14 protein-coding genes are annotated in these 13279 nt (G+C 65.5%); 8 read left to right on the top strand and 6 right to left on the bottom strand.

Annotated features, from left to right (window positions below; all coding sequences use genetic code 11):
• Positions 1–4 precede the first annotated feature (4 nt).
• Positions 5–352 (bottom strand): VOC family protein, encoded by a 348-nt coding sequence (locus BST47_RS07950; RefSeq protein WP_083125130.1) that lies wholly within the window; start codon positions 350–352, stop codon positions 5–7.
• 54 nt (positions 353–406) lie between these two features.
• Here BST47_RS07950 and BST47_RS07945 point away from each other — a divergent pair, with 54 nt between their 5' ends.
• Positions 407–1219: an alpha/beta fold hydrolase gene (locus BST47_RS07945; protein WP_083124940.1), complete on the top strand. Its 813-nt coding sequence runs from the start codon at positions 407–409 to the stop codon at positions 1217–1219.
• A 15-nt stretch (positions 1220–1234) separates the two neighbouring features.
• On the opposite strand, the gene BST47_RS07940 is transcribed toward BST47_RS07945, so the two are convergent.
• From BST47_RS07940 to BST47_RS07930, 3 genes are read right to left on the bottom strand one after another with little or no spacing between them, the layout of a single operon-like run.
• Positions 1235–2320: an adenosine deaminase gene (locus BST47_RS07940; protein WP_083124939.1), complete on the bottom strand. Its 1086-nt coding sequence runs from the start codon at positions 2318–2320 to the stop codon at positions 1235–1237.
• A gap of 1 nt (position 2321) precedes the next feature.
• Positions 2322–3638: a thymidine phosphorylase gene (locus tag BST47_RS07935; RefSeq protein WP_083124938.1), complete on the bottom strand. Its 1317-nt coding sequence runs from the start codon at positions 3636–3638 to the stop codon at positions 2322–2324.
• Positions 3639–3645: 7 nt separating this feature from the next.
• Positions 3646–4068 carry a cytidine deaminase gene (locus tag BST47_RS07930; RefSeq protein WP_083124937.1) on the bottom strand — a complete coding sequence of 141 codons (423 nt, stop codon included), beginning with the start codon at positions 4066–4068 and terminating at the stop codon, positions 3646–3648.
• A 244-nt stretch (positions 4069–4312) separates the two neighbouring features.
• Between BST47_RS07930 and sdhC the strand changes: the two genes are divergently transcribed.
• From sdhC to BST47_RS07900, 5 genes are all read left to right on the top strand, one after another.
• Complete coding sequence (gene sdhC, locus BST47_RS07925; RefSeq protein ID WP_083124936.1) at positions 4313–4741, top strand: succinate dehydrogenase, cytochrome b556 subunit; 429 nt, start codon at positions 4313–4315, stop codon at positions 4739–4741.
• Between the two features lie 80 nt (positions 4742–4821).
• Positions 4822–5241 carry a succinate dehydrogenase hydrophobic membrane anchor subunit gene (locus BST47_RS07920; protein WP_083124935.1) on the top strand — a complete coding sequence of 140 codons (420 nt, stop codon included), beginning with the start codon at positions 4822–4824 and terminating at the stop codon, positions 5239–5241.
• A 22-nt stretch (positions 5242–5263) separates the two neighbouring features.
• The gene (sdhA, locus tag BST47_RS07915; RefSeq protein WP_083124934.1) at positions 5264–7018 is read left to right on the top strand and encodes a succinate dehydrogenase flavoprotein subunit; all 1755 of its coding nucleotides are present in this window, start codon (positions 5264–5266) and stop codon (positions 7016–7018) included.
• A 1-nt stretch (position 7019) separates the two neighbouring features.
• Positions 7020–7811, top strand: coding sequence for a succinate dehydrogenase iron-sulfur subunit (locus tag BST47_RS07910; RefSeq protein WP_083124933.1), 792 nt, complete (start codon positions 7020–7022; stop codon positions 7809–7811).
• 727 nt (positions 7812–8538) lie between these two features.
• On the top strand, positions 8539–8931 hold the full coding sequence (locus tag BST47_RS07900) for a heme-binding protein (RefSeq protein WP_083124931.1): 393 nt from the start codon (positions 8539–8541) through the stop codon (positions 8929–8931).
• A 34-nt stretch (positions 8932–8965) separates the two neighbouring features.
• Here the strand turns inward: BST47_RS07900 and BST47_RS07895 are convergent, their stop codons facing one another.
• Positions 8966–10066: an AI-2E family transporter gene (locus tag BST47_RS07895; protein ID WP_083124930.1), complete on the bottom strand. Its 1101-nt coding sequence runs from the start codon at positions 10064–10066 to the stop codon at positions 8966–8968.
• 92 nt (positions 10067–10158) lie between these two features.
• Here BST47_RS07895 and BST47_RS07890 point away from each other — a divergent pair, with 92 nt between their 5' ends.
• Positions 10159–10767 (top strand): carboxymuconolactone decarboxylase family protein, encoded by a 609-nt coding sequence (locus BST47_RS07890; RefSeq protein WP_083124929.1) that lies wholly within the window; start codon positions 10159–10161, stop codon positions 10765–10767.
• Here BST47_RS07890 and BST47_RS07885 read toward each other — a convergent pair.
• A complete protein-coding gene (locus BST47_RS07885; RefSeq protein ID WP_083124928.1) occupies positions 10730–11653 on the bottom strand; it encodes a sigma-70 family RNA polymerase sigma factor in 924 nt (307 codons plus the stop codon). The genes BST47_RS07890 and BST47_RS07885 overlap by 38 nt on opposite strands.
• 113 nt (positions 11654–11766) lie before the next feature.
• Here BST47_RS07885 and BST47_RS07880 point away from each other — a divergent pair, with 113 nt between their 5' ends.
• Positions 11767–13275, top strand: a complete 1509-nt coding sequence (locus BST47_RS07880) for an APC family permease (protein WP_083124927.1) — start codon at positions 11767–11769, stop codon at positions 13273–13275.
• Positions 13276–13279 lie beyond the last annotated feature (4 nt).

The raw sequence follows: 13279 nt of genomic DNA, 5'->3' as shown, positions 1-13279 counted from the left end.
ACGCCTACAGTTCGGTCGCTTTCGGGTGGCGCGGCTGGTAGAGGCCGAGGTCACCGCCACCGGGGAGTCTGATGCTGGTGAGCAGGCCCCAGCCCTCGTCGCTGATGGGGCCACACGTCACGCCCGCGGCCTTGAGGTGGTTTACCGTTGCGTTGACGTCGTCGCACATCAGGTACAACTCATGCGAACCTGCGCCCTCGGCTGGGTGCACGGCTACCTCAGCGGGCGGCAGTTTGAAGATCAACCAACCCCCGCCGGCGTCGACGCTGGGGTACTGCAACACATCCTGGAAGAACGCGCGGTCTGCTTCGGCGTCGCTGCTGTAGACGATGACATGGGCCCCGGTGATCACGAACGACACCGTACGCCGCGATGACTTTTCGCCCGCCCTACGGTCTGCACGCGTATGACCCTGCCTATCGCCACCCGATCCGTCGACGTGCCCGGAGCGCTGCTGCACTACGAAATCCGCGGCGACGGACCATTACTACTGGTCATCGGCTCCCCGATGGCGTCGGCCGAGTTCGCCCCGCTGGCCGACGCGCTGGCGAGCGACCACACTGTCGTCACCTACGACCCTCGGGGCTACGCGGCCAGCACCGTCGATAACCCGGATGCGCCATGCAGCGTCGAACAGCGCGCCGACGACGTCAACGCGATCCTCGACGACCTGCGCGCAGAGGCGGCCGACCTCTTCGGATCCAGCGGCGGAGCCGTGACTGGAATGGCGCTCGTAGCGCGGCATCCCGGGCGGATCCGCACCCTGGTCGCCCACGAGCCGCCGTCGCTGTTGCTGCTGCCCGACGCGACCGAGCAGCGTGCCAATACCGAGGCGGTCATCGACACCTTCCACCGCGAGGGGTTCGAAGCCGGATGGGCACACTTCATGGTCAATGCCGGATTCGACGTGTCACCCGGCGATGCGCGGCAGTCCGACGCGGAGCCCTCGCCCGACGGCCAGCGCCAAGCCGCCCGCTTCTTCGACATCGACCTGCGCCCGACGTGCTACTACGAGCCCGACGTCGGCGCGCTGACGGCCGGCCCGACGCGGGTGATGGTCGGTATCGGCGCGGACTCCGGCAAGCTGCTCACGCACCGGACCTCCACGGCTCTGGCCGAACTGCTGGGCAGCGCACCCGTTGTGTTCCCCGGCGACCATGGCGGATTCATGGGTGCGCCAATGGAGTTCGCCGATACCCTGCGAGCCGTCTTGCAGTAATCGGCGAGCAGAAAGTCAACCGATCAGGACCGCGAAACGCGGTTTGATCACGTCGTCGATGATGGATAGGCGCTCGTCGAACGAGATGAAAGCCGACTTCATCGCGTTGATGGTGAAGCGCTGAAGGTCGCTCCACCCGTAACCGAACGTCTCGACGAGTCGCAGCATCTCCTGACTCATCGTCGTGTCGCTGATCAACCGGTTGTCGGTGTTGACGGTGACGCGGAATCGCAGCCGGGCCAGCAGATCGAACGGGTGCTCGCCGATGCTGCCGACCGCACCGGTCTGCACGTTGCTGCTGGGACACATCTCGAACGGAATCCTCTTGTCCCGCAACAACGACGCCAATCTGCCCAACTCCACCGTCCCGTCCGGCCGCTCGGTGATGTCGTCGACGATCCGCACCCCGTGACCGAGGCGGTCGGCGCCGCAGAACGCTATCGCCTCGTGGATGGACGGCAGCCCGAACGCCTCTCCAGCGTGAATCGTGAACCGGGCATTGTTGCCCCGCATGTACTCGAACGCGTCGAGGTGTCGCGTCGGCGGATACCCGGCCTCGGCACCCGCGATGTCGAAGCCCACCACGCCCTTATCGCGGAACCGGATGGCCAACTCGGCGATCTCCAGCGACCGTGCCTGATGCCGCATCGCCGTGACGAGGCATCGCACCACAATGGAGCGGCCCTCGGCGCTGGCCGCCTTCTCTCCATCGGCGAAACCGGCCAACACGGCATCGACGACCGCGTCCAGCGACAGGCCGGCGTCGATGTGAAGTTCAGGCGCGAAACGGATCTCGGCGTAGACCACGTTGTCGGCGGCAAGGTCCTCGACGCATTCGAAGGCCACCCGGTGCAGGGCCTCGGGTGTCTGCATCACTCCGACGGTGTGTGCGAAAGGCTCCAGATAGCGCACCAGCGACCCGCTGTGCGCCGCTGTGCGGAAGAACTCGGCAAGTCCGTCGACGTCGGTGGCCGGCAGGTCGCTGTAGCCGTTCGCGTCGGCGAGCTCGAGCACGGTGGCCGGTCGCAGCCCGCCGTCGAGGTGGTCGTGCAGCAGCGCCTTGGGCGCCTGCCGGATCGACTCCAACGTCAGTGCAGCCATTTCAATCTCCGCTCGTGATCCGATCGATGATCAGCGGGCGCTCGGGCGGCGCATGGTCCCCGACGCGCCAGCCGCCGTCCAGCTCGGCCATCGCGGCTTCGAAACGCTCCGGCGTCTCGGTGTACAGCGTGAACAGCGGCTCACCGGGTGCTACCGGCTCGCCGGGACGGCGGTGGATACGCAGACCCGCACCGGACTGCACGCGCTCACCGGGCACAGAGCGACCCGCACCGAGCCGCCACACCGCAAGACCAACTGCCATCGCGTCGATGCTTTCCATGGTGCCACCACGCGGTGCGGTGACGGTCTCGGTATAGGCGCCGATGGGCAACGCGTCCGGAGAGAGGGCGCCGGGATCGCCGCCCTGCGCGGCGACCAGCTTGCGGAACCGATCCATGGCGGTGCCGTCCCGCAGCGTCTGAGCCGGATCGACACCGTCGATCCCGGCGGCGTCGAGCATCTCCACTGCCAGCGCCAGCGTCAGCTCCACGATGTCTGACGGGCCTCCGCCGGCCAGCACCTCCAGAGACTCGGCGACCTCGATGGCGTTGCCCACCGTACGCCCCAGCGGCGTCGACATGTCGGTCAGCAGCACCCGGGTCACCAGCCCGGCTTCGGTGCCCAGCTCGGCGAGCGTATGGGCCAGTTCTCGGCACTCCTCCTCGGTGTTGAGAAACGCGCCCGAGCCCACCTTGCAATCGAGCACCAGCGACGCGGCCCCCTCGGCGATCTTCTTGCTCATCACCGAGCTGGCGATCAATGGCAGTGATTCGGTCGTGGCCGTGACGTCGCGCAGTGCATAGATCTTTCGGTCCGCCGGCGCCAACTCACCGGCGGCGAAGATCGCGGCGCCGATATCGCAAAGTTGTTGACGAATCTGGGCTTTCGGCAACTCGGGGGTGAACCCGGGGATGGACTCCAGCTTGTCGAGGGTGCCGCCGGTATGTCCGAGTCCGCGTCCTGCCGCTTGCGGCACCGCGCCGCCGCACGCCATCACGATCGGCACGAGCGGGATCGTGATCTTGTCACCCACCCCGCCGGTGGAGTGCTTGTCCACCAACGCCAATGGCTTTCCATTGCGGCGCAGATCTGTAAAGTCCATGCGCTCGCCGGAGGCCACCATCGCCGCCGTCCAGCGAGTGATCTCCGATCGCGTCATACCGCGGATGAAGATCGCCATCAGCAGCGCCGACATCTGCGCGTCGGCCACCCGGCCGTGGGTGTAGGCGTCGATCACCCAGTCGATCGCCGCGTCGGAGAGCACGCCGCCGTCGCGCTTGGTCCTGATGATCGTCGGAGCGTCGAATGTGAACTGCATCACCGGATTACGGTACTTCTTCCTGGGGTCCCTCGCGCCGTGCCAGGTCCTGCGGTCCGAACGCGTCGGGCAGCAACTCACCCAGCGGCCGTGGCCCCATCGGATGGTCGATCAGCATCCGGGGCCCGCCATGCTCGAGCAACACCTGCCGGCACCGCCCGCATGGCATCAGCACCTCTCCCGCACGGTCCACGCACGACAGCGCGATGAGCCTTCCGCCCCCGCTGGAATGAAGGGCGCAGACCACTGAACACTCGGCACAGAGACCTAGGCCATATGAGACATTCTCCACATTGCAGCCGGACACCATCCGGTGATCGTCGACCAGCGCGGCAGCCCCGACGGAGAAGCCCGAATACGGCGCGTACGCATGAACGGACGCCTCAGTTGCTTTGTGGCGCAGCATTTTCCAGTCGATTTCGGATGTCATGTCGCTCTTGCCTGGATCGATTCTGAATGCATTCCGAAGCTCCCGTCCCACGGTACGCCAGTGACCAAGGTAACCCTAACTTTTCCCGTTTTACGTGCGCCGACGGCTAAACGGTAGTTCGTTAGGGAGTACAAGTGGGTTTAGAGTCGCCCCGAGGTTTGGGCAGCGGTTCGCAGCCACGGCCACCGTCCGGCCGCCGTGGCGGCTCCGAGCCCAAGCGTCCATCGAAGGCGTTGGAGGCCAGATGAGTACTGCAACACCCGCGAGCACGGAGGTGCCTGCTCCGCGATCCGAACGGTCGCGTAGACGCACCCTCTATCGCGGTGACCCCGGGATGTGGTCCTGGGTGCTGCACCGCATCACCGGTGCCACCATCTTCTTCTTCCTGTTCGTCCACGTGCTCGACACCGCGCTCGTGCGGGTCAGCCCGCAGGCCTACAACGAGGTCATCGAGACGTACAAGACGCCGATCGTCGGGCTGATGGAGATCGGCCTCGTCGTCGCGGTCCTGTACCACGCCCTCAACGGCATCCGGGTGATCCTCATCGACTTCTGGGCCAAGGGCCCCCGGTATCAGAAACAGATGCTGTGGGTCGTCATCGGCATCTTTCTCGCCGTCTTCATTCCCGCCCTGGGCATGATCGGGATGCACATGGTGGAGCGGTTCCTGTGAGCGCGCCAGACGGGACGCCGGGCGGGGCGGTGGGAGGAACCTGGACGCCGCATCACAGGGAGGGCCGCATCGCCCCGGTGATGGAGAAGGAGTACGACCGCCCGGCCAGCCTGGACCATCCTCGGGCGCCGCGGCGTCCGCGTGGCATCCCCTACTTCGAGAAGTACGCCTGGCTGTTCATGCGATTTTCTGGTGTCGCCCTTGTCTTTCTCGCGCTCGGCCACCTGTTCATCATGTTGATCTGGGACGGCGGGGTGTACCGCATCGACTTCAACTACGTCGCGCAGCGGTGGGCCTCACCGTTCTGGCAGATCTGGGACATGGCCCTGCTGTGGCTGGCGATGATCCACGGCGCCAACGGCATGCGCACGATCATCGGCGACTACGCCCGCAAGAACACCACGAAGTTCTATTTGAACTCGCTGCTGTTGCTGGCGACCGGCTTCACCCTGGTGTTGGGCAGCTACGTGCTCGTCACCTTCGACGCGAGCATCGCATGACCTTTTACGGGGAGCTCACCTCATGATTCAAGAACATCGCTACGACGTGGTGATCGTCGGCGCAGGAGGCGCGGGTATGCGGGCCGCCGTCGAAGCCGGTCCTCGAGCGCGCACGGCAGTGCTGACGAAGCTGTACCCGACCCGCAGCCACACCGGCGCGGCGCAGGGCGGCATGTGTGCGGCCCTGGCCAACGTCGAAGAGGACAACTGGGAGTGGCACACCTTCGACACCGTCAAGGGCGGCGACTACCTCGCCGACCAGGACGCCGTCGAGATCATGTGCAAGGAAGCCATCGACGCGGTGCTGGACCTCGAAAAGATGGGCATGCCGTTCAACCGAACCCCGGAGGGACGGATCGACCAGCGGCGGTTCGGCGGGCACACCCGCGACCACGGTAAGGCACCGGTCCGCCGGGCGTGCTACGCCGCCGACCGCACCGGTCACATGATCCTGCAGACGCTGTACCAAAACTGTGTCAAACACGACGTCGAGTTCTTCAACGAGTACTACGCACTCGACATCGCGATCACCGAGACGCAATCGGGCCCTGTCGCGACCGGGGTCATCGCCTACGAGCTGGCCACCGGCGACATCCACGTCTTCCACGCCAAGGCGATCGTGTTCGCGACCGGCGGCTCGGGCCGCATGTACAAGACGACCTCGAACGCGCACACGCTGACCGGGGACGGCCTGGGCATCGTGTTCCGCAAGGGACTTCCGTTGGAGGACATGGAGTTTCATCAATTCCACCCGACGGGTCTGGCCGGTCTCGGCATCCTCATCTCGGAGGCGGTGCGCGGTGAGGGCGGCCGGTTGCTCAACGGTGACGGCGAGCGCTTCATGGAGCGCTATGCGCCGACGATCGTCGACCTGGCGCCGCGCGACATCGTGGCCCGCTCAATGGTGCTCGAGGTGCTCGAAGGCCGCGGCGCCGGTCCCAACAAGGACTACGTGTACATCGACGTCCGGCACCTGGGCGCGGACGTGCTCGAGGCCAAGCTGCCCGACATCACCGAGTTCGCCCGCACCTACCTGGGCGTCGACCCCGTCACCGAACTGGTGCCGGTGTACCCGACGTGCCACTACGTCATGGGCGGTATCCCGACGACGATCAGCGGTCAGGTGCTGCGCGACAACACCACTCCCCTGCCGGGCCTGTACGCCGCGGGCGAGTGCGCATGTGTTTCGGTGCACGGCGCCAACCGGCTGGGCACCAACTCGCTGTTGGACATCAACGTATTCGGCAGGCGTGCGGGGATCGCGGCCGCCAACTACGCGCTCGGCCACGAGTTCGTCGACCTGCCCGCGGACCCGGCGGGCATGGTCGTCAGCTGGGTCGGCGACATCCTCTCCGAGCACGGCAACGAGCGCGTCGCCGACATCCGTGGCGCGCTGCAACAGTCGATGGACAACAACGCCGCGGTGTTCCGCACCGAAGAGACACTCAAGCAGGCGCTCACCGACATCCATGCTCTCAAAGAGCGCTATTCCCGAATCACCGTGCAGGACAAGGGAAAGCGTTACAACAGCGATTTGCTCGAAGCGATCGAGCTGGGCTTTCTGCTGGAGTTGGCCGAGGTCACCGTCGTCGGGGCGCTCAACCGCAAAGAGTCCCGCGGTGGTCACGCCCGCGAGGACTACCCCAACCGTGACGACACCAACTACATGCGCCACACCATGGCCTACAAGGAAGGCACTGATCTGTTGAGCGACGTCCGGCTGGACTACAAGCCGGTGGTGCAGACCCGCTACGAGCCGATGGAACGGAAGTACTGACATGACTATCGCTCCCGAGGTCGCGACCGAGGACCCCGAGCTGCCACCGGTGCCGGATGGCGCGGTGATGGTGACGCTGAAGATCGCCCGGTTCAACCCGGAGGATCCCGACACGTTCGCCGATTCAGGGGGCTGGCAGAGCTATCGCGTGCCGTGCCTGCCGTCGGACCGGTTGCTCAACCTGCTGCACTACGTGAAGTGGTATCTGGACGGCACTCTGACGTTCCGGCGCTCGTGCGCACACGGCGTGTGCGGCTCAGATGCCATGCGTATCAACGGCGTAAACCGCTTGGCGTGCAAGGTCCTGATGCGCGACCTGCTTCCGAAAAAGGCGGGCAAGCAGCTCACCATCACCATCGAACCAATCCGCGGCCTGCCCGTGGAGAAGGACCTCGTGGTGAACATGGAGCCGTTCTTCGACGCCTACCGTGCGATCAAGCCGTACCTGATGACGTCGGGCAACGAGCCGACCCGCGAACGCATCCAGAGCCAGACCGACCGTCACCGCTACGACGACACCACCAAGTGCATCCTGTGTGCGTGCTGCACCACCAGCTGCCCCGTGTACTGGAGCGAGGGAAGCTATTTCGGGCCGGCCGCGATCGTCAACGCGCACCGGTTCATCTTCGACAGCCGCGACGAGGGCGCCGCCGAACGGCTCGACATCCTCAACGAGGTCGACGGTGTGTGGCGCTGCCGCACAACGTTCAACTGCACCGAATCCTGCCCGCGCGGCATTCAGGTCACGCAGGCCATCCAGGAGGTCAAGCGCGCGCTCATGTTCGCGCGTTAAGGGAATCGTTTGCCGACGCGACGCCCCGATCCCGTCAGGGCTGCAGGCGCAGCGCTGCAGCTAGCAGCCTTTCTAGCGTCGCCGACCGCCACCGCCACCGCGTGGGATAGGCCGGGGACCTGGACCTGGACGCCCGACATTTGGAGGTCCTGGGGCCCCGATACCCGGAGGGCCGATACCTGGAGGGCCAGGAATCGGGACGTCGAGGTCGAGGTCGACATCGACAATGTCCGGGACATAAACGGGCAACCACGGATCGACGTACACGGCCGGAGGGAGTGGCCATTCGCAGATGAGCGTCGTGAAATTCCAGTACATGCCCGGCGGGCAAGGCGGCGGCGGTGGTGGTTGGGCGCGAACCATCGCCGGTGACGCGAGTTCAATCAGCGGCAGAAGTGCCAACACGACGGCAGACACGGCGCTGCGTTGTAGCCAAGGCTTCATCGGTGTCTTCTCTCGGTTGCCCTCTGCGTGGAGATCCTACGATTCGCAGGCTCTGCGGGGGCTCGAATAAGCGCGGGCGTTGCAACCGCGTCATGACGGTGTGCAGGAGCCTGCGCCGGGTCGGGCGAGTTCTCCCCGGGTGACCCGAAAGGTTCGGGGCCGACGCCTCATTGGCGAATATGCTTACGGGCCGGGGTCAGCGGACCTATCGTGCCTTCATACGGTGCAGGAAGCCTTAACGCTCGGATTGCAGGAGTAGCCGCATTCATGGAGGAGGTCGGCAATGATGCTGTGGTCGGGACGTCCTGAGCATCGGGCCGGAGTGGGTGCCGTCGCCGCTGTCACATTGGCCGGTGCAATGTTTCTCGGAACCGCCGCGCCTTCAAGCGCTCAGCCGCCACCGGCGCCGCCGAATTGCTCGCCGGCCGACTGGGCGGGCGTCAGGGCGGGCGTTGCCGCAGCGGCGTCGACCTATTTGTTCACCCACCCTCCCGTAAATGACTTCTTCGCCACCCTGAAGGGCCAATCGAGGGAGGAAATGCAACCTCAGGTGCAGGCGTATCTAGACGCCAACCCGCAGGTTCGGGCCGAACTTCAGGGCATTAAGCAACCCGCAGTCGACTTCCTGAATCGCTGCAACCAGCAACCGAATCCGTCGAACACGCCATTCCCCTGACCGCGCGGCGCAAGCGCGCGCTGATGTTCGCGCGTTAGGGAGGCGAAGCTTCGGCTGCCCGCTCCTGTACCTGCTCGCCGTAGTAACGGACGACGACCGCCAACGCGGCGGCAACCGGCACCGCGAGAAACGCACCGATGACGCCGAATGCGGCAGCGCCCAACATCACTGCGAGCAGAACGATCACTGGATGCAGGTTCATCGACTTCGATTGCAGCCACGGTTGCAACACGTTGCCCTCAAGCTGCTGCACCGCCACGATGATCGCCAACACGATCAACGCGTCGACCAGTCCGTTGGAGACCAGCGCGATGAGGACGGCCAGACCGCCTGCGACGAAGGCGCCGACGATCGGGACGAACCCGGCGATAAATGTGATGATCGCGAGCGCATACGCCAGCGGCACTCCCATGATCACGAGGCCGATCCCGATGATCACCGCGTCTACGAGGCTGACCAGCGCCTGGGTGCGGATGAAACCCCCCAGGGTCGACCAGACGCGTTCGAGTATCTCCGCAGCGTGCGGCGCAGCAGGGCGCCCCATGACGCCGCGTAACCAGGGGATGAAACGTGGCCCGTCCTTGAGCAGGAAGAACGTCACGACGATCGTGGTGAACAGGGTGACCAGTGCCGACGTCGCGGCACCCACGCCGGTGAACACACCCGATGCAATCTGCGCGCTGCTGGAGTTCAGCCGGTCGTTGATCGCAGTGACGGCTGAATCGAGTTGTGCCTCACTGATATCCAGCGGTGGACCGCCCAGCCAGTCCCGCACTTGCACGACGCCGGCGGAAGCCTGTTCGGCCAACTCCGCGGACTGCTCGACGACGGCAGGCGCCACCGCCGCCACCACACCGGCGAGCACCGCCATGGCCACCAGAAGAACCGATATGACCGCAGCCGCCGGGGGCACGCCTTTGCGCCGTAGCCAGCGCACAGGTGGCCACAACACGGTGCACACGATCAGCGCAAGCACCACGGGCAGGATGATCACCCACGTCTTTCCCACTACCCACGCCAGCACCCACAGCGCCGCGGCGACCGCGACGAACTGCACTGCCACCACCGCACTGGACCGAAGGTGGGCGCCGTAGATCGATCCGCGATTGGGAAACGTCGTCGATTCATCCTCCACTGGACTTAATTACCCGCCAACGGCCGGTTCCAAGTGTCTGGGCCCTCCAAAGCACCGTGTCACACATTTCGGGCCTGCCTCGTCTAAGGGTTATGACTCAGACATCTCGCATCGAACCCGTATCCCCGAAGCACGCATCGCTGATGACCAAGGTCTTCTACCGGGTCGCCAAGCGCAAGTTCGGTGAGGTACCCGAACCCTTCGCCGTGGCCGCACATCACCCGCGGCTGATGCTGGCCAACGTGGTGCACGAGGGCATGCTGGGTTCGGCGTCCAAGAAGCTGCCCACGAACGTGCGCGAACTCGCCGTGTTCTGGACCGCGCGCACCGTCGGTTGCTCGTGGTGTGTCGACTTCGGTTCGATGCTGCAGCGTCTCGACGGCCTCGACGTCGACCGGCTCAAGCACATCGACGACTACGCCACGTCCCCGCTCTTCAACGATGACGAACGCGCGGCCATCGCCTACGCCAACGCCATGACCACCGACCCGCACACCATCACCGACGAGCAGGTCGCCGATCTCCAGCGCCGCTTCGGCGACGACGGCGTGATCGAGCTGAGCTACCAGATCGGGGTGGAGAACATGCGCGCGCGGATGTACGCGGCGCTGGGCATCACCGAGCAGGGCTTCAACTCCGGCGATGCGTGTCGGGTGCCGTGGGCTAGCGAGGACGCTGACGGCGCAGCGGCGAGCCGGTGAACTTGTCCGGATTGGCGATATCCCAGATGGCGCAGACCTTTCCGTCGCGCACCGTCATCGCCGTGACGCGCGGCATCATCTCCGGATAGCCGTCACCTGCCGGCGACCCGACGAAGTAAGTGCCCAACTGTCCGTTGATGTTCGCCGGCTGACCCGACGACACTACTCCGGGCCCGTAGCGGGCGGCCAGCCCGAACAGGAAGCGCGCCACCTTGTCCGGACCGTGGATGACGCGCGCGGCCGTCGGCGCCTTGCGGTTCGAGTCACCGGTGAACGTCACATCTGGATGCAGCAGGGCCACAACGGCTTTCATGTCGCCAGCGGCGAGCGCGAGCATCAGCGCACCGGCCACCTCGGCGTGCACGTCGTCGGACACCGCGGGCGGTGCGGCCGCCACCGCGCGTCGCGCTCGCGATGCCAGCTGGCGTGCGGCCGCGTCGGAAACGCCGAGCACCGAGGCGATCTCACCGAACGGCACGGCGAACCCGTCGTGCAGCACGAACGCCACCCGCTGATCGGGGTTCAGCCGCTCCAGCACCACCATCGCGGCGAACCGCGCGTCCTCACCGGCTACCACGGCGGCCAGCGGATCGTCGCCGTCCAGCGCGGTCACGACGGGCTCGGGCAGCCATTCGCCGTAGTAAGTCTCGCGTCGATGGGCGGCCGAACGCAGCCGGTCGAGCGCCAGCCGGCTGACGACCGTCGTCAACCACGCCCGCAGATCGGTGATCGCATCGGAGTCGGCGCGATCCCATCGCAGCCACGCATCCTGGACGATGTCTTCTGCGTCTGCGATCGTCCCGGTCAGCCGGTACGCTACCGACAGCAGGTGCGGCCGCAATTCCTCGAATTCGTCGATCCGCGTGGTTCCCGAAAGCCGGGTCATGGCCCAAGTCTAGAACCGCTGAATCGTGCACTGATTCCGAAGCGAAATCGCGCTTATTCCTCGATTCCCGGTTAGAACCCGCGCGGAAACCGCGCAAACCGTATATTCCGCACATGGCAATCAAGGAACCCGACGCCCCCGCCGTCGGCGACAAGGGGCTGCAGGCAGGCGCCCTCGGCCTTGTCGGCAACATCGTCATCGGCCTCGCCGCCGTGGCTCCCGCGTACAGCCTGGCCGCCACCCTCGGCTACGTCGTCCTCGCGGTCGGCGACAAGGCACCGTCGATGTTCGTGCTCGCGTTCATCCCGATGCTCCTTGTCGCGTTCGCCTACAAGGAACTCTCCCAGGACACTCCGGACTGCGGCACCACGTTCACCTGGGGCACCAAGGCCTTCGGCCCGTGGATCGGATGGATCGGCGGATGGGGCCTTGCGGTGTCGGCGATCATCGTGCTGGCCAACGTGGCCGAGATTGCGGCGATCTACCTGTTCAAGTTCCTCGGCCTCGACGACCTCGCCGAGAATATCCTTGCCAAGGTGCTGCTCGGCTCCTTCTTCATCATCGCGATGACCCTGATCAGTGCGCGCGGCATCGTGGTGTCCGAGCGGTTTCAGAATGTGTTGATCGCCATCCAGTTCGGCGTGCTGGTCATCGTCAGCATCATCGCGCTGGTGCGCGTGTTCTCCGGAACCGCCGGAGCCCAGGCGATCTCGCCGCAGCTGTCCTGGCTCTGGCCGAGCGGTTTGGACATGTCTTCGATCGCCGCCGCGATCATCCTCTGCATCTTCATCTACTGGGGCTGGGATGCCTGTCTGGCGGTCGGCGAGGAGACCAAGGACCCCGGCCGCACCCCCGGTATCGCCGCGGTGATCACCACACTGATCCTGGTGTGCACCTACGTGCTGGTCGCCTATGCGGTGCAGTCGTTCTCCGGGTTCAGCGAGGTGGGCATCGGATTGAACAATCCGATGAACACCGACGATGTGCTGACCGTGCTCGGTAAGCCGGTCGCCGGAACCATCGCGGCCTCCCTGCTACTGCTCACCGTCTCCGTCTCGGCGCTGTCCTCGACGCAGACGACCATCCTGCCCACCGCCCGCGGCACGCTGTCGATGGCGGTGTACGAGGCCATCCCCAAACGGTTCTCGTACGTCCATCCCCGCTACATGACCCCGGCCTTCGGCACCATCGTGATGGGGCTGGCGGCCCTGTTCTTCTACCTGTTGCTGACCTTCCTGTCGGAGAACGCGCTCGCCGACTCGGTCGCATCGCTTGGGCTCGCGGTCGCGTTCTACTACGGCATCACAGCGTTCGCGTGCGTCTGGTACTTCCGCAGGACGTTGTTCACCTCGGCGCGAAACCTGTTCTTCCGGGGCATCTTCCCGCTGATCGGCGGAATCGCGATGGCGACGGCGTTCGGCATCAGTGCCAAGGACATGATCGCCCCGGACTACGGCTACACCGCGTTCGGCCCGATCGGCGGCGTCTTCGTGCTCGGTGTCGGCATGCTCGTGCTCGGCATCCCGTTGATGCTGGCGTGCTTCGCATTTGGGACCAAACGGTTCTTCCGCGGCGAGACTCTCAACGCGAATACCGAAGTCAAGGTCCCCGACGTCTTCTAGGAGA

The sequence above is a fragment of the Mycolicibacterium tusciae genome (assembly GCF_002086795.1).
GTDB lineage: Bacteria > Actinomycetota > Actinomycetes > Mycobacteriales > Mycobacteriaceae > Mycobacterium > Mycobacterium tusciae.
Note: the sequence above shows the minus strand (reverse complement) of the source record. Positions and strands in the feature narration are given on the sequence as shown.

Bases quoted from the DNA above. Each gene is read 5' to 3' on its own strand.
- BST47_RS07885 (WP_083124928.1), bottom strand. From the start codon at position 11,653: ATGACCCGGCTTTCGGGAACCACGCGGATCGACGAATTCGAGGAATTG.
- BST47_RS07890 (WP_083124929.1), top strand. From the start codon at position 10,159: ATGACTCAGACATCTCGCATCGAACCCGTATCCCCGAAGCACGCATCG.
- BST47_RS07940 (WP_083124939.1), bottom strand. From the start codon at position 2,320: ATGGCTGCACTGACGTTGGAGTCGATCCGGCAGGCGCCCAAGGCGCTG.
- BST47_RS07900 (WP_083124931.1), top strand. From the start codon at position 8,539: ATGATGCTGTGGTCGGGACGTCCTGAGCATCGGGCCGGAGTGGGTGCC.
- sdhA (WP_083124934.1), top strand. From the start codon at position 5,264: ATGATTCAAGAACATCGCTACGACGTGGTGATCGTCGGCGCAGGAGGC.
- BST47_RS07920 (WP_083124935.1), top strand. From the start codon at position 4,822: ATGGAGAAGGAGTACGACCGCCCGGCCAGCCTGGACCATCCTCGGGCG.
- BST47_RS07910 (WP_083124933.1), top strand. From the start codon at position 7,020: ATGACTATCGCTCCCGAGGTCGCGACCGAGGACCCCGAGCTGCCACCG.
- BST47_RS07930 (WP_083124937.1), bottom strand. From the start codon at position 4,068: ATGACATCCGAAATCGACTGGAAAATGCTGCGCCACAAAGCAACTGAG.
- BST47_RS07945 (WP_083124940.1), top strand. From the start codon at position 407: ATGACCCTGCCTATCGCCACCCGATCCGTCGACGTGCCCGGAGCGCTG.
- BST47_RS07935 (WP_083124938.1), bottom strand. From the start codon at position 3,638: ATGCAGTTCACATTCGACGCTCCGACGATCATCAGGACCAAGCGCGAC.
- sdhC (WP_083124936.1), top strand. From the start codon at position 4,313: ATGAGTACTGCAACACCCGCGAGCACGGAGGTGCCTGCTCCGCGATCC.
- BST47_RS07880 (WP_083124927.1), top strand. From the start codon at position 11,767: ATGGCAATCAAGGAACCCGACGCCCCCGCCGTCGGCGACAAGGGGCTG.